Source organism: Saccharopolyspora sp. NPDC050389 (genome assembly GCF_040655595.1).
In the GTDB taxonomy this organism is placed as follows: Bacteria; Actinomycetota; Actinomycetes; order Mycobacteriales; family Pseudonocardiaceae; genus Saccharopolyspora.
This window is the reverse complement of record NZ_JBFAKG010000071.1, coordinates 19,793-36,547: the sequence shown is the minus strand read 5'-3', so window position 1 is coordinate 36,547 and position 16,755 is coordinate 19,793. Positions and strand designations below refer to the sequence as shown.

The 16,755-nt window shown below is 71.2% G+C and carries 15 protein-coding genes and 1 pseudogene; 5 read left to right on the top strand and 11 right to left on the bottom strand.

Annotated features, from left to right (window positions below; genetic code table 11):
• Positions 1-7: 7 nt before the first annotated feature.
• Both AB0I53_RS35075 and AB0I53_RS35070 read right to left on the bottom strand, forming a co-directional pair.
• Positions 8-586: a hypothetical protein gene (locus AB0I53_RS35075; RefSeq protein WP_358612805.1), complete on the bottom strand. Its 579-nt coding sequence runs from the start codon at positions 584-586 to the stop codon at positions 8-10.
• 29 nt (positions 587-615) lie between these two features.
• Positions 616-1,365, bottom strand: a complete 750-nt coding sequence (locus AB0I53_RS35070) for a lysophospholipid acyltransferase family protein (RefSeq protein ID WP_358612804.1) — start codon at positions 1,363-1,365, stop codon at positions 616-618.
• 199 nt (positions 1,366-1,564) lie between these two features.
• Between AB0I53_RS35070 and AB0I53_RS35065 the strand changes: the two genes are divergently transcribed.
• Complete coding sequence (locus tag AB0I53_RS35065) at positions 1,565-2,332, top strand: alpha/beta fold hydrolase (protein WP_358612802.1); 768 nt, start codon at positions 1,565-1,567, stop codon at positions 2,330-2,332.
• Positions 2,329-2,817 (top strand): DUF308 domain-containing protein, encoded by a 489-nt coding sequence (locus AB0I53_RS35060; RefSeq protein WP_358612800.1) that lies wholly within the window; start codon positions 2,329-2,331, stop codon positions 2,815-2,817. Before AB0I53_RS35065 ends, AB0I53_RS35060 begins: the two co-directional genes overlap by 4 nt.
• 57 nt (positions 2,818-2,874) lie before the next feature.
• On the opposite strand, the gene AB0I53_RS35055 is transcribed toward AB0I53_RS35060, so the two are convergent.
• From AB0I53_RS35055 to AB0I53_RS35035, 5 genes are all read right to left on the bottom strand, one after another.
• Positions 2,875-3,810 carry an ROK family protein gene (locus tag AB0I53_RS35055; RefSeq protein WP_358612798.1) on the bottom strand — a complete coding sequence of 312 codons (936 nt, stop codon included), beginning with the start codon at positions 3,808-3,810 and terminating at the stop codon, positions 2,875-2,877.
• Positions 3,804-4,175, bottom strand: coding sequence for a hypothetical protein (locus tag AB0I53_RS35050; RefSeq protein WP_358612838.1), 372 nt, complete (start codon positions 4,173-4,175; stop codon positions 3,804-3,806). The genes AB0I53_RS35055 and AB0I53_RS35050 overlap by 7 nt, the downstream gene beginning before the upstream one ends.
• Before the next feature lie 14 nt (positions 4,176-4,189).
• Positions 4,190-5,407, bottom strand: coding sequence for an ArsA family ATPase (locus AB0I53_RS35045; RefSeq protein WP_358612796.1), 1,218 nt, complete (start codon positions 5,405-5,407; stop codon positions 4,190-4,192).
• Between the two features lie 11 nt (positions 5,408-5,418).
• Positions 5,419-5,862, bottom strand: coding sequence for an SRPBCC family protein (locus AB0I53_RS35040; RefSeq protein WP_358612794.1), 444 nt, complete (start codon positions 5,860-5,862; stop codon positions 5,419-5,421).
• Between the two features lie 64 nt (positions 5,863-5,926).
• On the bottom strand, positions 5,927-6,715 hold the full coding sequence (locus AB0I53_RS35035; protein ID WP_358612836.1) for a metallophosphoesterase: 789 nt from the start codon (positions 6,713-6,715) through the stop codon (positions 5,927-5,929).
• A 244-nt stretch (positions 6,716-6,959) separates the two neighbouring features.
• On the opposite strand from AB0I53_RS35035, the gene AB0I53_RS35030 reads away from it, so the two are divergent.
• Positions 6,960-8,771 (top strand): long-chain fatty acid--CoA ligase, encoded by a 1,812-nt coding sequence (locus AB0I53_RS35030; protein ID WP_358612792.1) that lies wholly within the window; start codon positions 6,960-6,962, stop codon positions 8,769-8,771.
• Between the two features lie 67 nt (positions 8,772-8,838).
• Here the strand turns inward: AB0I53_RS35030 and AB0I53_RS35025 are convergent.
• Positions 8,839-10,128, bottom strand: a pseudogene (locus AB0I53_RS35025) (amidohydrolase); the annotation flags it as partial.
• A gap of 421 nt (positions 10,129-10,549) precedes the next feature.
• Between AB0I53_RS35025 and AB0I53_RS35020 the strand changes: the two are divergent.
• Positions 10,550-10,702, top strand: coding sequence for a hypothetical protein (locus tag AB0I53_RS35020; RefSeq protein ID WP_358612791.1), 153 nt, complete (start codon positions 10,550-10,552; stop codon positions 10,700-10,702).
• Between the two features lie 75 nt (positions 10,703-10,777).
• Here the strand turns inward: AB0I53_RS35020 and AB0I53_RS35015 are convergent, their stop codons facing one another.
• From AB0I53_RS35015 to AB0I53_RS35005, 3 genes are all read right to left on the bottom strand, one after another.
• A complete protein-coding gene (locus AB0I53_RS35015; protein WP_358612789.1) occupies positions 10,778-12,058 on the bottom strand; it encodes a hypothetical protein in 1,281 nt (426 codons plus the stop codon).
• 95 nt (positions 12,059-12,153) lie between these two features.
• Positions 12,154-13,206 carry an NlpC/P60 family protein gene (locus AB0I53_RS35010; RefSeq protein WP_358612787.1) on the bottom strand — a complete coding sequence of 351 codons (1,053 nt, stop codon included), beginning with the start codon at positions 13,204-13,206 and terminating at the stop codon, positions 12,154-12,156.
• A 368-nt stretch (positions 13,207-13,574) separates the two neighbouring features.
• A complete protein-coding gene (locus tag AB0I53_RS35005) occupies positions 13,575-14,891 on the bottom strand; it encodes an NYN domain-containing protein (RefSeq protein WP_358612785.1) in 1,317 nt (438 codons plus the stop codon).
• A gap of 132 nt (positions 14,892-15,023) precedes the next feature.
• On the opposite strand from AB0I53_RS35005, the gene AB0I53_RS35000 reads away from it, so the two are divergent.
• Entirely contained in the window at positions 15,024-16,742 is a 1,719-nt protein-coding gene (locus AB0I53_RS35000; protein ID WP_358612783.1) for a DEDD exonuclease domain-containing protein, read from the top strand.
• Positions 16,743-16,755: the final 13 nt, after the last annotated feature.

Sequence of the window (16,755 nt, the reverse complement as noted above, 5' to 3'; positions counted from 1 at the left end):
GTGCCCCTCATTCGGCGGGCAACCACATCGTGGCTTCACCACGCACCGCAGGGGTGGCTGTCCCGTCCTCCCCGATGATCGCGTCGATCCGAGCCCGCACGACCCGGCGCTGATCGGTGAGCACGCACACCGCCGCTCCCTCGACGATGCCCAAGTCCGCGGCCTCCGGATCGCGCGGTGGGTAGAAATCGGGCCCGGTGGCCTCCCGCACTGCGGCCAGATGGCATTCGCGAGGGGCCAACGCCTCGCCCGGACCGACCATGGCCGCGAACGAATCAGGCCCGGACGAGCCCAGCGGCCAGCCCACGACGAGGCAGTCCTCGCCCGAGTAGCCGAAGTCCGGGGCGCCGGGAACGCCTACCGGTGCACGTCCGACGTTGTCGAAGTCGATGGTGAAGGACTGCCCGTTGCACGAACTCCCCGCGCGGTTGAAGGCCCAGGGAAATGTTTCCAGTGCCGAGTAGGACGCGGCCGGTTCAGGCGGCCCGGACGGTTCATCGTCAGCGCCAACGAGCGAGCATCCGGCAGAGCAACTGCTGAAAGCCACGAGTGCGAGCACCAGTGCCTTGGACGACTGTCGGCTCATCCGAACATGATCGCAGGACGATCAGGCCGTCAGCCGGCCTTGGACTCCGGGAGCCGCTCGGCGGGCTTCTGCGCCTTCCAGCCCGCCACCTGCTTGCCCTGCGCGGCGAGGTCGTCCTTCACCTTGGCGGCGTAGACGTCGACGTACTCCTGGCCGGAGAGCTCCATCAGGGCGTACATGATCTCGTCGGTGATGGACCGCTCCACGAACCGGTCGCCCGCCATGCCCTCGTAGCGGGAGAAGTCCAGCGGCGGCCCGACCTTCACCACGACCTTGTGCGGGTACCACATCTTCGATCCGATGGGGTTGACCCGGTCGGTGCCGAACATCGCGATCGGGATCACCGGCGCCTTCGACTCCAGCGCCATCCGCGCGACCCCGGTCTTGCCCTTGTACAGCCGGCCGTCCGGCGACCGGGTGCCCTCCGGGTAGACGCCCAGCAGCTTTCCTTCGCGCAGCAGGCGGATGCCGGTGTCCAGCGCGGCCTGCGCGGCGGCGCCGCTGGAGCGGTCGATCGGCACCTGGCCGACGCCGGAGAAGAAGTACTTCTTGAACTTGCCCTTGAAGCCCTTGCCCGTGAAGTACTCGCGCTTGGCCAGGAACGTCACCCGGCGCGGCATCATCAGCGGCATGAAGAACGAGTCGGCGACGGCCAGGTGGTTGCTGACCAGGATCGCGCCGCCGGTGGCCGGCACGTGCTCGACGCCTTCGACCTTCGGACGGCAGAACAGCTTCATCACGGGCCCGAGCAGTAAGTGCTTCATCACCCAGTACAACACCGCGCTGCCGCCTCCTTGCCCCGCCGAGTTCCCTGCTCAGCCTACGGAGCCCCGACATCGGGCACAATGCGGGCTCGATGTGGTGATCTCGACCGGCTCTTGGCGCGATCACGACCGCACCACCAAGTCCGCCCCACATGTCGGCCGCGCATGCGACGATGAAGCGGTACTGGCTCGCCGATGCTGTTGGGAGGCCGCGGTGCCCGTGCTCCCCGGTGCCGAACCGTTCACGCACAACGGATCGGAGGACATCGGCGTGCTGCTCTGCCACGGCTTCACCAGCACCCCGCAGAGCATGCGGGCCTGGGGCGAGCACCTGGCGGCGGAGGGGTTCACGGTCCGCTGTCCGCTGCTTCCCGGCCACGGCACCCGGTGGCCGGATCTGAACCGCACCGGCTGGCGGGACTGGTACGCCACCGTCGAGGGCGAGCTCGCCGAACTGCTCGGCCGCTGCCGGTCGGTGTTCGTGTTCGGCCAGTCCATGGGCGGCACGCTCACCCTGCGGCTGGCCGAGCAGCATCCCGACATCGCCGGGATCGTGCTGGTCAACCCGTCGGTGATGACGCTGCGCAAGGGCTCCCGGCTGCTGCCGCTGCTGAGCAAGGTGTGGCCCGCGATCGGCGGGATTCCCGGTGACATCGCCAAGCCAGACGGCTTCGAGCTCGCCTACCAGCGGTTGCCGCTGCGCGCGATGGCCAGCCTGCAGGAGCTGTGGGGCGTCGTGCGCGGCGACCTGGGCCGGGTGCGCCAGCCGCTGCTGCTGTTCCGGTCGACCGTCGACCACATCGTGGAGCCGGTCAATTCCGCGCTCGTGCTGGACGGGGTCGCCAGCAGCGATCTCGCGGAGGTCGTGCTGGCCGACAGCTTCCACGTGGCGACGTTGGACCATGACGCGCCGGCGGTGTTCAGCGGTAGCGTCGAATTCCTGCAACGCATCCACCTCGAACGGGCCGAGGAAGTCGTATGAACACGCGCCGCGACAACCCCGACGGGCCGGAGGATATCGACGCCGCATTCGCCGAGATCGTCGCCGATCTGGAGCGGGACTCGACGTTCGCGCGGTGGCCCGAGGACGTCCCCGACGACGCCGCGAACTCCACCGACACCGCAGGCACCGCGAGCGCGGTCGCCGATGTCGCCGAGGTCGAGCCGAAGGCCGCGCGCGACGCCGGGCCGCGGGACTGGGCGCCGGGGCCCGACGAGGAGGAAGAGCACTTCGTCCCGCCGGAGCCGCCGCCGCTGCCCACCCCGCGACCGACGACGCTGCTCGGGATCGCGGTGATCGCGGTCGGAGTGCTGATCCTGCTGGTGCCCGGCCTCGCCGGGATGTACAGCTCGCTCGCGATGCCGCTGGGCCTGGTGCTGATCAGCGCGGGCATCGGCTGGCTCCTGCTGAGGCTGCGCCAGGGCCCGCCGCCGAACTCCGACAACGACGACGGCGCCCAGGTCTGATGCCGTCCCGCGATTTCAATGGAGATCAGACCGTCGATTTCCGTTGAAATCGCGTCGTCAGGTCAGGTGCGGGGCTTTGGTCAGGACGTGTTCGCGGGCCAGGGCCGCCGAGCCGATCATGGCCGCCGAATCCCCGTGGTGGGCCACCGCGATCCGCGCCAGCGGGCGGTGCCCGGCTCCGGTGACGGCTCTGGCGTAGTGCTCGCGGGCGGCGTCGAGGAACAGGTGCGCCGAGTCGGAGACACCACCGGCGATCACCACGACCTCCGGGTCGTAGACGTCGGCGACGAGCGCCAGGCCCTCGCCGAGCCAGCGGGCCAGTTCCGCGACCGCGCGGAGCGCGACCGGGTCGCCCGCTTCTGCCGCGTGGGCCACGTCGACGCCGGTCGGCTCGACCAGCACCGGATCCCCCGCCGCCCGGCGGAACTCCAGCGCCGTGGCCGCCAGTGCGGTACCGCTGCAGTACCGCTCCCAGCAGCCGTTCTTGCCGCACGAGCACGGCCTGCCGTCCGGGACGACGCGCAGATGGCCCAGCTCCGGGGCGACGCCGTAGGCCCCGCGGAACACCTTGCCGCTTATCACCAGCGCGCCGCCGATGCCGGTGCCGATGGCCACCAGCGCGGCCACTCGCGCGCCGACGGCCGCGCCGAAGCGCTGCTCCGCGACGGCCGCGGCGTTCGCGTCGTGCTCCAGGACCACCGGCAGCCCGAGCCGGTTGGCGAGCTCGTCGGCGACCGCGACGTGCCGCCACGCCAGGTGCGGCGCGAAGCGCACCACTCTGCGGTCCTCGCTGACGAACCCGGCGACGGCCAGGCCGACCCCGGCGACCGGGTACCGGTCCGACAGCGCGCGAACCGTGTCCGCGATCGCCGCGTTCAGCTCGGCGCCGGTGGCCGGCGTCGGGACGCGGTGGGTTTCCAGGATCTCGCCGTGCTGATCCACCACGCCGGCCCGCACGCTGGTTCCGCCGACGTCCACTCCGATGGTCAGCACCTCGACGCGGCCTCGCCGTCTGCCAGCACCGGGCCGTCGACCCGCCGGACCGCGATCCGCTGCACCTTCGACGGCGCCGGAACGTCCTCTTCGGACTCTTCGGGATCTTCGGCCGCCGGGCGCTGATCGGCCAGCATCTGCCGCAGCACCTGCACGATCCCGGCGAGCTGGTCGTTGAGCTCCGGGCGGCGGCCGCGCAGCAGCGCCACCACCGCGCACAGTGGACACCAGCCGCAGCCCGCTCCGCTTTCGGGCTCGGTGCCCTGGTCGCAGCCGCGCAGGTAGTCCTCCGCCTTGCCCGCGATCACGTCGAGCAGCAGCCGGAGCTCGTCGAGGAGCTGGTCGTGCCGGGATTCGTCGCGCATCTCGTCCACCGGAATCACCGCATCCACAACTCTGGGTCGGGCCGGAACCGCACCGTCAGCCCGTCATCGCCGGCGACCGCCGAGGTCACGGTGCACCGCTGGAGCACCGCTGGCAGCGCGATCAGCCTCCGGCGGCCGTCGACGGTGATCGCCAGCTCGTCGCCGATCCGCGCCAGGTCCAGTTCCGCCGCCGGGTGCAGCGGCAGCGCGATCCGCAGCGAGTACTCCGCGTCCAGCGTGCGGCCACCGCCGGTGACCTGCATGGACGGCGGGTTCGACGGGTTTTCCAGCGGATCGGTATCGGCGTAGAGCTCGTCGCCGAGCGCCAGCAGCTCCTCCGCGCCGACCGGTTCGGCGGCGCGGTGCTCGACCACGCGCAGCGGCAGATCCGTCGCGGCCCGCAGCGTGTCGAGCACCTTCTCCTGCTCGCGGCGGCGGGTGCGCAACCATCCCGCCGCGGCGCCGCGAGCCGATCCGGGGTGCGGCACCACGCGGTTGGCCACCAGGCCGTCCACCCGGATCTGCTGAAGCGCCAGGGCGGTCAGCGTCCGGCGGGTTTCGGCGGCCACCACCGACTCCGGCGTGAGCACCAGCCGGACGCTGGTCCCGGCGTCGCCGAGCATGTCCTTGAGGCCCGCGAGGCGCTCCGCGAGCCGCCCCAGCCCGTCCGCGACGGAGTCCCAGCGCTCCACCTGCTCGCTGCCGGCGATGCCGGCCAGCAAGCCGCGCACGGCCCGGCGGTGCGCCGGGAACAGCCGCTCCAGGTAGCCGGCGAGCGATTCGGGCAGCGCGAGCAGCCGCAGCGTTTCGGCGGTCGGCCCGCAGTCGACGATCACGGTCTCCCACAACCCGCTCGCGGCGAGCCGGTGCACCTCGGTGAGCGCCAGCAGGTCCTCCACCCCGGGCAGCACCGTGAGCTCTTCCGCGTCGACCTCGTCGACGCCGGCGCCCTGCAGCATGGTCCGCAGGTGTTCGCGCAGCTCGCGCCAGGCGCCGTCGACCAGCTCGCGGGTCTGCACCTCGGCGGCGTGCAGCGCCGCGCGCGAACCGTCCAGCCGCACCTCCCGCGGCTGCGCGCCGAGTTCGACGTCGAGCGCATCGGCCAGCGAGTGCGCCGGGTCGGTGGAGACGACGAGCACCTTGCCGCCGTGCCCGGCCACGCGGGCGGCGGTGGCGGCGGCGAGGGTGGTCTTGCCCACGCCGCCTTTTCCGGTGAACAGCAGGATTCGCAACGGATGCTTGCTTACTTCGCGCCTTCGACGCGGCGCTTGAGCTCCTTCAGCGCCGTGTCCATGATCATCTTCTCGGCCTTCCGCTTGAACAGGCCGATCATCGGGATGGCCAGGTCCACGGCCAGGCTGTAGGTCACCTCGGTGCGGTCGTCGGACAGCGGGTCGAGCCGGTAGCTGCCGCGCTGCGCCTTCTGCACCTGGCCCTCGACGAGGTTCCAACTCACCGACAGCCCGTCGCCCGCCCAGTCGTAGACGTTGACGTAGGTGTCCTTGACCACTCCGGCGTCCAGCACGAAGCGCACCCGCTCCGCGTCGCCGCCCGAGGTTCGCGAGAGCACCTCGGTCTCCTTCACCGCTTCCGCCCACTCCGGGTAGGCGCCGAAATCCGCGATCGCTGCCATGATCTGCGCGGCCGGGGCCTCGATCACGATGGACTGGGTGGACTGATCGACCATGCGCCGCAGGTTACCGGGTGCGGGTGGCGGCAGCGGCGTGGAGGAGCAGGGTTTTTCCTCACCTTCACCACCGGAGCACGTAGGGCCGCCCGGTGCGCTGGAAATGCCCGACGTTGACGCACTCGGTGCGCCCGATCCGCATGCGCTGCGCCAGCGGCTGGTGCACGTGCCCGAACAGCGACCACCGCGGCCGGTCGGAGGCGATCCGCTCGACCAGCGCGGCCGAACCGCTCTCCGGCCGCCGCGCCACCACGTCGTAGGTCAGCTCCGCCACGGCGGGCGGCAGGTGGGTGCACAGCACGTCCACTTCGGGCAGTGCCGCGACCGCCGCGTCGTACTCGTCCTCGGGCCGCAGGTACGGCACCCAGGCCGCGTGGCGGCGCAGCGTCACACCCGCCGGCAGCACCGTGCCGCCGACGAAACCGAAGGTCAGGCCGCCGATTTCGACGCTCTCGCCGTCCAGCACCCGGATGCCTTCGCGGACGAACTCCGGCCACAGGTGCGGCGCGTCGACGTTGCCCGGGGTGGCGTAGGTGGGCGCGGTCAGCGCCGCGAACAGCTCGGCGTACTGCTCGCGCACGGCTTCCTCGACCACCGCCGCAGGGTCGGTCAGCCCGGCCCACAGCGAGCGCACGTAGGCACCGAACTCCGGGCCGCGGTGGCTGCGCCGCAGCTCGGCGAACCGGGCCACCTTCTCCGGGCCGAACACCCGCCCCAGGATGCCCTTGCCGTGATCGTGGTAGTCGACGAAGTCGATCAGGTCGCCGAGCACCACCAGCGCGTCGGCGCCGTCCCCGGCGCGCTTGAGGTCCTCGACGTTGCCGTGGACGTCCGAAACGACGTGGACGCGCAACTCCACACTCCCCTCCGCCGACAACTCCTCCCCCGAACCTAATCCGTCCGAGCGCCCCTTTGGGAGCACCCGTTTCCCACCTGCACCGTTCGGGCGGCGCAAGCAGCCAACCGGCGGCACCATGCCGATCAACGGGGCAACTACGCTGTGTTGACTGAAGCGGGCGCACAACGGGGACTACCGCTCAGTAACTATCAGCGTTAGGTTGTGCCCCACTGACTGGTGTGTTTTCGGAGGTTTCGACGTGCGAGAGTTCAGCGCACCCGCCACAACGACTGTGGCCGAGGACGAGAACCTCACCGACATGGTGTGGGCCAACGCGGAGCGCTTCGGAAGCACGGTGAGCTTCCGGCGCCGGGTGGACGGCACCTGGGTCGACGTCACGGCCGCCGACTTCGCCGCGCAGGTGCTGACCGTGGCCAAGGGCCTGGTCGCAGCGGGTCTGGAGCCCGGTGACCGGGTCGGCCTGATGTCGCGGACCCGGTACGAGTGGAGCCTGCTGGACTTCGCGATCTGGACGGCCGGCTGCGTCACGGTGCCGATCTACGAGACCTCCGCGGCCGACCAGGTGGAGTGGATCCTCACCGACTCGGCGGCCAAGGCCGTGATCGTGGAGACCGACTCGCACCGCGCCGAGGTGGACAAGGTCGTGGACCGGCTCTCCGAGGTCTCCCACGTCTGGCAGATCGAGGGCCCGACCAGCGGCGGAGCCGCCGGCGCGGTGGACGAGCTGACGGCGCTCGGCGCGGAGGTCGAGGACCGGGATGTGCACCTGCGCCGCCGCGCGGTGCGCGCGGAGGACGTCGCGACGCTGATCTACACGTCGGGCACCACCGGCCGCCCCAAGGGCTGCGTGCTCACGCACCGCAACATGCTCGCCGAGGTCCGCGCGGACATCGAGGCCTTCCCGCAGCTGACCAGGCCCGGCAACTCGATGCTGATGTTCCTGCCGATGGCGCACGTGCTGGCCCGCGCGATCACCGTGATGTGCGTGTACGGCAGGGTCACCCTCGGCCACACCAGCGACATCAAGGACCTCGTCGCCGACCTCGGCTCGTTCCGGCCGACGTTCGTGCTGGCGGTGCCGCGGGTGTTCGAGAAGGTCTACAACACCGCCAAGCAGAAGGCGCACGGCAGCGGCAAGGGCCGGATCTTCGACCTCGCCGAGGACACCGCGGTCGCGTTCAGCCGAGCTCAGGAGGAAGGCGGCGCGGGCCTGGGGCTGAAGCTCAAGCACACGCTGTTCGACAAGCTCGTGTACGGCAAGCTCCGGGCGGCGCTCGGCGGCCGCTGCATCGCGGCGGTCTCCGGCGGCGCGCCGCTGGGCGAGCGGCTCGCGCACTTCTTCCGCGGCGTCGGCGTGCCGGTGCTGGAGGGCTACGGGCTGACCGAGACGACCGCCGCGGCCGCGGTGAACGTGGAGAGCGCGTTCAAGGTCGGCACCGTCGGCAAGCCGGTGGCCGGCACGTCGGTGCGCATCGCCGAGGACGGCGAGGTGCTGGTCAAGGGCGACGTGGTGTTCAAGGAGTACTGGAACAACCCGGCCGCCACCAAGGAGTCCCTTGAGGACGGCTGGTTCCACACCGGCGACCTCGGCTCGCTGGACGACGAGGGCTTCCTGAAGATCACCGGCCGGAAGAAGGAGATCATCGTCACCGCGGGCGGCAAGAACGTCGCCCCGGCGATGCTGGAGGACGCGCTGCGGGCGCACCCGCTGATCAGCCAGTGCATGGTGGTCGGCGACCAGAAGCCGTTCATCGGCGCCCTGATCACCCTCGACCCGGAGTTCCTGCCGTCCTGGCTGGCGAACAACTCCCGCCCGGACAACACCCCGGCGATCGAGCTGGTCGACGATCCGGAGCTGCGCGCCGAAGTGCAGAAGGCGGTCGACGAGGCCAACAAGGCGGTATCCCGGGCGGAGCAGATCAAGCAGTTCCGGATCCTGCCGGAGGACTTCACGGAGGCCACCGGCGAGCTGACGCCGAGCATGAAGCTCAAGCGGAACAAGGTCGCCGAGAACCACGCGGCCACCATCGAAGCGATCTACGCCAAGTAGGAGCATCCGCTTCGCGTGCGCGAGGGCCGCCGATTTCCCGCGAAATCGGCGGCCCTCGTGCTCTCAGCTACGCGAGTGCTCCGTCGTCGTACTCCGGAACTCCGCCGACGACGGTGGCACCTACGGCGACGTCCTTCAGCCCGGCCGGGTCGACGTCCCAGAGGTCGTCCGACAGCACGACGAAGTCGGCGAGCTTTCCGCGCGTCAGCGTGCCCTTGACCGCTTCTTCGCCTGCGGCGTAAGCGGATCCGTACGTGTAGGCGCGAACCGCCTCCTGCACCGTCAGGCGCTCGTCCGCGTTCAGCACATCACCAGCGGCGGTGCGGCGGTTGACCATGTCGTGGATGTTCAGCAGCGGCGCCGCGTCCACGACTGGCCCGTCGCTGCTGCCGGGCAGGACCGCCCCCGCATCCAGCAGCGACTTCATCCGGTACGCCTGGCGACTCCGCTCGGGGCCGAGGGCCCGGAGGATCCCGTCGCCGAGTTCCGAAATGAACCGGCCCTGCGGCACCGGCACCACGCCCAGCCGCACCAGGCGGGCGACCTGCTCGTCGGAGGTGACTCCGAAGTGCTCTACGCGGTGCCGTGCATCGGATCTCGGAGCGGCGAGCTGGGCGGCCTCGATGGCGTCCAGGGCGAAGTCCACCGCCGCGTCGCCGATGGCGTGCGCGGCGACGGACCAGCCCGACCGGTGGGCGGCGGCGAGGAGTTCGCGGATCTCGTCCGGTTCGAAGAGCATGAACCCGTGGTTGTCGGGTTCGCTGTGGTAGCAGCACTTCATCGCGGCGGACTTCCCGATCAGCGAACCGTCTGTGAGGATCTTGACCGCTCCGATGCGGAGGCGATCGTCGCCGAAGCCGGTCCGGATCCCGGTGTCCAGCCCGAACCACTCCGTCGCTTCCCGGAAGCCGCCCAGGTAGTGGAGCGCCGTGATGTAGGGCATCACCGTCATCCGGATGCGCAGCAGGCCGCGTTCGCGGGCGAGCTGGGAGGTGTGGAAATCCGCCGGCGAGAAGCCCATGTGCTCGTGCGCGGCCAGGCCCGGTTCGGTCGCGCTGGTGAGTCCTTCCGACAGCGCCCGATCCGACGACAGCTTCAGGTAGTCGAGCACCTCGTCCACGGGAACCGGGCGGGTGATCCGCTGGATCAGGGACTTGGCGCGCTCCTGCAGCAGCCCTTCCGCCCGCCCGTCCGCCATCCGCACGACGTGTCCACCGTCGACGTCCGGCACGCCGAGGCCGCCGGGAAAACCGGCCCGCTCGAACGCGATCGTGTTCGCCACTCCCATGTGCCCCGAGACGTGGTCCAGCCACACCGGACGGCCGCCGGCCGCGCGGTCCAGCGCCGCCGCGGTGGGGTGATCTTGTTCTGGTCGTACCCCAACCGAACTTCCACTGCTCGGGGCCGAGGCCCGTGGCGTAGCGCCGCACCGCCTCGTAGAGCTCGTCGAGCGACGTCACCAACTCCACGCGGAGATCGAGGGTCGCCAGGATCCGCCCGCGGCGCGACACGTGCTGGTGAGCATCGTTTAACCCCGGCAGCACCGATGCCCCCGCGAGGTCGTGGGCCTGTTCGGCGGTGACACCGTCGAGTTCCTCGTCGAATCCGATCAGGCGACCGTTGTGCACGCCCAGCGTGTGCGCGGATGCAGCCGCCCCGGAAGATCGCGTCGATCTTCAGCATCACGGCTCCTCTCCCGAAGCCGACCGGGCGCGGTGGTCATCGAGTCACCGAGATTCGGCCTGCGCACGGCGAATCTGCGCAGCGGCGGAAAACCGTTGAGCGTTACCCTGTACGCCGCCTGGGACGCATCGCACTTCGCGGCGTCGGAGATCGAGACACTGGTCGGTGAACTGGCCGACTGGGCGCGGTCGAACCGATCCGATCCCGCGATGCGAATCGCCGACGACACCTTGACCAACCTCAGCTAGCTCCGGCGGAAGCGGCGGGGTGCGGCAGCGATCCGCGCACCTTCTCGCTCGAAGCCGCCCTTCGCCTCAAGAGAATCAACCGAAGGTGCGGCGGAGGCCGGCACCCCAGTCGGCCACCAGCTGGGCCTTGGTGAGGCCCGTGGCCTCGCGCAGGGCACCGTCCACTTCGGCCGGTGAGTCGGTCGCCGCCACGCGGCGGTAGAGATCCACCAGGCGTCGTTCGCCGAGCCGGTCGGCGAGATGGCTCACCACCGACCAGGACTGCTGGTAGGCCAGATCCAGGCGGCGGCCGGCCTGGTGGAAATCGCCGTCTTCGGGCAGCTTCGCCGGCGGTCCGGCCTCGTGGATCCGGCGGGCCAGGTCCGGGGCGATGTCCTTCGGAGCCACCCCGCTCTCGCGGTAGCCGACGTAGTCGGCGAAGCCCTCCAGCATCCACATCGGAGCCTCGGCCGCCGTGTCCGCGCGGGCCGCGACGTGGGTGATCTCGTGGCGCAGCACCACGCGCAGGGCGACGTCGGAAAGCCGGTCGGCCGCCTTGGGGTTGAGCACCACCCGCTGGCCCTCCGCCCGGCGAGCGCCGGTGTCCACCCGGTCGGCCACCGCGACCGCCGCGATGCCGTCCACCGCGAACTCCGGCCCCACCAGCGAACGCAGCTCCTCCTGGGACGCCGGCACCAGCACGCCGACGCTCTGGGGCCAGCCCGGCCCCCAGATCTCCGTCACGTCGGCCACGGCGGCGTCCAGCAGCCGGGAAACCCGCTCCACCGGTTCCGGATCGTGGCCGATGACCATGCCGGTGGCGGTGCGGCGCACGTGGCACCGCCCGAAGTCCCACGGGCCCCGCCAGACGCCCGGCCCGGCATCGTCCGCGAGGTACCAGGAATCGCCGCGCCGGGCGAACACGTAGCCGAGCGTCCGCTGGGTCGGCACGCTGTCCACATCGGTCAGCGCGTAACGCAACACCACCCGCGGGGCCCAGGTCTCGTCCGCCGCCGGCACCGGCGGCCGGGCACCGGCCGTGCCGACCAGCTCGTAGGTCCACTCGGTGGCCGGGATCGTCGTGAGGTTGCGGAAGAGTTCGTGCTGACGCCGCTGGAAGTCCGGCGGCGATTCGGGGTCCACTGTGGTCGCGAACGCCGCCTCGTCGCCGACCCGGACCGCGGCGGCCCGCCGATCCAGCAGGCCGCGCACCGCTACGTCCGGCGTCGCCGGCACGGCGAAGCCGGCCCGCGCCGACGCGGTGCGCGGAAGTTCCGGCGACGGCAGCGAAATCGAGGAGACCCCGGCCAGGACGGCGCCGGCGGCGGCAACCGCCAGCCACGCCCGAAACACCCCCGGTGCATGCACGGGGCGCATGGTATTCCCGATCACATCGGCGGCCCGCCCGGGTCCCCCCGACATGCTTTCGGGGCCGGCACCTGGCGGTGCCGGCCCCGAAGGCGGAAATCAGCTCAGCCCGCGACGCGGCGGATCGCCGTCACCGGACCGATCTTCTTGTAGTCGGTCACCTTGACGACGTCGCCCGAGGTCGGGGCGTGCACCGCCTTGCCGTTGCCGATGTACATGGAGACGTGGCTGACCGGGCTGTAGTAGAAGATCAGGTCGCCCGGCTTGAGGTCGCCTGCCGACACGCTGCGGCCCTGGGTGACCTGGGTCTTGGTCGAGCCGCCGATGGTCACACCGGCCTGCTTGTAGGCCCAGTACATCAGGCCGGAGCAGTCGAAGGTCGACGGCCCCTTCGCGCCCCACACGTAGTCCGAGCCCTGCTTGCCCAGCGCGGCGTTCACCGCGGCGACGGCCGCACCGGCACCGGCGATCGAGCCGACGCCGGTATCGCCGTCGGACTTCAGCGAGTCGCGGTCGGCACTGCTGAGCTGGTTGTAGCGCGCCTTGACCCTGGCGATCTGGTCGTTCATCGCGTTGGTCTTCTGGTCCAGGTCGTTGGCGATGCGCCCGGCATCGGCCTCGGCCTGCACGGCGCGGTTGCGGGCGTCCTGCGCGGCGCGCTCGGCGGTCTCCGCCTGCTGCCGGGCCGAGGACAGCGCCTTGACCGCGTCGTTGTTGTCCTTGGCCAGCACGTCCAATGCGGACGCGCGGTTGAGGAAGTCTTCCGGGGTTTCGCTCACCAGCAGCGCCGACAGCTTGTTCAGCCGGGCACCCTGGTAGGACGCGTGGGTGAGCTGGTCGACCTGGCCGCGGAACCGCTCTTCCTCGGCGCGGGCCTGGTTGGCGACCTGCTCGGCCTGGCCGGCCTCCTGGTTCGCCCGATCCAGCTCCGCCCTCTTGGCGTCGTGGTCGTCTTCGGCCTTCTTGGCTTCCTCGGTGAGCTGCTCCGCCTGGTGCTGGAGCTCCTGCACCTGCTTGGCCGCGTCCGAGGCGTTGTTCGGGAGTTGTGGGTCTGCGAGCGCCGGCCCGGAGGTCATGCCAACGACGGCTGCGACCGCGGTTGCGGCCAGGGCACCTCGCAAAGAGCGCTTAAGTCGGTGCGACTCCACGTCGCGCACTGCTCCTTCTGGTCGCCCGCTTACCGACCGGATGCCCCCTACCCGGCGCGGCCCGACTCCCCGACAAGTCAGTGCAACGGTGCCCCGCGGGCCGCCCGGTCTGGGCAACTGATCGCCACGAGGTCCCGAGTAGGTTACGAAAGGTGAGCCGCAAGGTCCAGAAGTGGGTCGAAAAATTTGTGCCTCAATGCACAAGGTCCCTAACGGATGAGAGTCATGCGCTCACGGTGACGGATCGTGCAGGTCCTTCACCTGGAATTGTTGTATTCAAACCCACTCGATCGAGAGACGCATGACACGCTGGTGATCGGTTATGACATCGGCCACGTGCGGCGAATCGCCAGGCGGTCGGTCGCGTCGGCAAGCTGCTAGACGCGGTTGAGCCGGGCCAGCAACATCGCGGACGAGACGGCGTAGGCGCCCCGCCGGCGAACCGAGGTGACCACGGCCCGGTCCGAAGTCGCGACCACGACCTGCCGCCCCTTCGGCTCGGCGGACACGAGATCCCGGATCACGTCGTCGGCCTGCACCCCGGGCTCGCTGAACAACACCCGAACCCCGCGCGGCCCGGCGGTCGGCACTGACAGCACGTCGGCGCCGTCGAAGACGACGGTGACCTCCGAGCCGGTCCGCGCCGACAACGCGGCGAGCTGGTGCGCCAACCGATCCCGCTGATCGGACAGCGGCAACTCCGGATACCCGGTCTTGGTCACGTTGTAGCCGTCGACGATCAGGTGCACGGCGGGCAGCGCCAGCAACCGGTCCAGCGCGGCGACGTCCGGCACCTCACCGGTCGTGCCGGAATGCGCCCTGACGCGCTGCACGACGTCCGCGGGCCGAGGCCCGCTCCCGCTCGCCCCGAGCTCGCGTCGCAGGCCGCCTACGGCGCCCTCCAGCGTCTCCAGCAGCAGCGCCAACCGCACCTCGTCGCCCTGGCGGGCTTCTCGGGCGGACTGCCGCGCCACCTCCACCTCGGAGCTCGCGCGCTCCGCACGCCGTCGCTCCTCTTGCGCTCGCGTCCGCTCGCGGTCGCGCTCCGCAGCGATCTCCTCGATCTCCGCCCCGTGCTCCGCACGAACCTTCTCCAGCTCGCTGCGCGCGTGCTCCGCGGCGTCCTTGGCTTCCTTGAGCCGCACGCCCTGCTCTCGCAGGCGCTTGCGCAGCCGGTCCGCCTCCACGCTGTTCTCGTCGCCTACTCGGTCGGCAGCGTGCTTGGCCTCGGCGAGCTCTCCGCGCAGGCGCTCGACATCGGCGGTCAGCCGCTCGACCCGCGCCGTCGCGGAATCGCGCTCGCTACGCAGTTGGCCCTGTTCTGCGCGGAACGCGATCAGTTCCACGTAGTGCGGCGCGATCGGCGAGCCGAGCAGCACGGCGGCCGCTGCGACCGCGACCGGGTCGGGGTCGTCGAGGGCGAGCGCCTCCGGGCGGTGGTTGCCGCACCAGTCCACGACCGCGGTGCGGAACACCGCGGAGTCGCGCAGCGCGGCGATCAGCGCCGGCTGGCCGAGCTTGGCCCGCTTGGCCGGCGCGAAGCGGACCACCGGTCGGAGCTGGGCCGGCACGTCCGACGAGCGCATCTCGCCCAGCGAACAGGCGGCCAGTTCCGCGAGCCGCAGGCGCAGCGGACCGGGCAGCGCGTCCCAGTCGATCGGCGGGCCACCGCCGGCCTGCTGTGCACTGTCCACAGCAGACTCGTCGGGGGTGGGGGTGTCGGCTGACCCCGGCTTCGGCGGTACCACCCCCACAGGCTAATGGCCCAGGTCCCGGAACCCCGCATCCGCCGGGCCTGTCGGTAGCGGGACGTAACGTGATCGCCGATGTCCGCGCACCCGCAACTGTCCTTCGACGAGCTCGCCACCACCGAGGAAGTCCCGCTGCACGAGGTGACTTTCGTCGTCGTCGACCTGGAGACCACCGGTGGTGACCGCAACGAGGACGCGGTTACCGAGATCGGTGCCATCAAGGTCCGCGGCGGCGAAGTGCTCGGCGAGTTCGCCACGCTCGTCAACCCGGAGCGCGGCATCCCGCCCGCGGTCGTGTCGATCACCGGCATCACCGAGGCGATGGTCGTCAACGCGCCCAGCTTCGGCACGGTGCTGCCCGCCTTCCTGGAGTTCAGCCGCGGCAGCGTGCTGGTAGCCCACAACGCCCCGTTCGACATCGGATTCCTGCGCGCCAACTGCGAGCGGCTCGGGCTGCGGTGGCCGAAGCCGCAGGTGGTGGACACCGTGCGGCTGTCTCGCCGGGTGCTGACCAAGGACGAGACGCCCAACCACAAGCTCGGCACGCTGGCCCGGGTGCTGAACGCCCGCACCGTTCCGGTGCACCGCGCGCTGGACGACGCGCGCGCCACCGTGGACGTGCTGCACTCCCTGCTGGAGCGGGTGGGCCCGCTCGGGGTGCGAACGCTGGAGGACCTGCTCGGTCACCTGCCCGACGTCGCGCCGCAGCAGCGGCGCAAACGCGGCCTTGCCGACGGGCTGCCGAACTCGCCGGGCGTCTACCTCTTCCGCGGACCGAAGGACGAGGTCCTCTACGTCGGCACGGCTACCGACCTGCGTCGGCGGGTCCGGCAGTACTTCACCGCCGGGGAGCGGCGCACCCGCGTCAAGGAGATGGTGCTGATCTCCGAGCGGGTCGATCACGTGGAGTGCGCTCACCCGCTGGAAGCCGAGGTGCGGGAGCTCCGGCTGCTGGCCGCGCACCAGCCGCGCTACAACCGGCGCTCGAAGTTCCCGCAGCGCGCCTGGTGGGTGGTGCTGACCGACGAACCGTTCCCCCGCCTGTCGGTGGTGCGAGTCCCGAAACCCGATGCGCTGGGGCCGTTCGGTTCCCGCCAAGCGGCGGCCGACGCCGTCGAGGCGCTCCAATCCGCGGTGCCCGTGCGCCGGTGCACCGAACGCATTTCGGCGCGCGAACCCAGCGGCCGCCCTTGCGCCCTGTACGAGCTGGAGCGCTGCGGAGCGCCTTGCGCGGGGCGGCAGAGCGCCGCCGAGTACGAGCCCGCAGTGATCTCCATCCGAGACGTCATCCGCGGCCGCAGCTCCGATCTGCTGGAGGAGCTGCGGAGCGAGCTAGACCGGCTGTCCACGGCGCAACGCTTCGAAGACGCCGCCGTGCACCGCGACCAGCTGGCCGCGCTCGTGCGCTCGTTGGACCGCGGGCAGCGGCTGGCCGCCCTTACCGGCGTGCCCGAGCTCGTGGCGGCCCGGCCGGACGGCCGTGGCGGCTGGCATCTGTCGGTGATCCGGCACGGTCGACTCGCGGCCGCGGGCAACGCGCGGCGCGGCGTCCCGCCGATGCCGATCGTGGACCTGCTGCAGGCGTCGGCGGAGACCGTCATCCCCGGCGCGGGACCGCTGCACGGCACGACGGCCGACGAGGCACGGGTCGTCTACCGCTGGCTGACCACCGGCGGCACCCGCATGGTCCGGTGCAGCATCCCGTGGGCCGAACCGGCGGGCGCCGCGGGCTCCTGGCGCGCCTGGCTGGAGAAGGCCACCACCGGCCGGAATCCATACGCCGCTATCGACTGACAGCCGGCCGCGC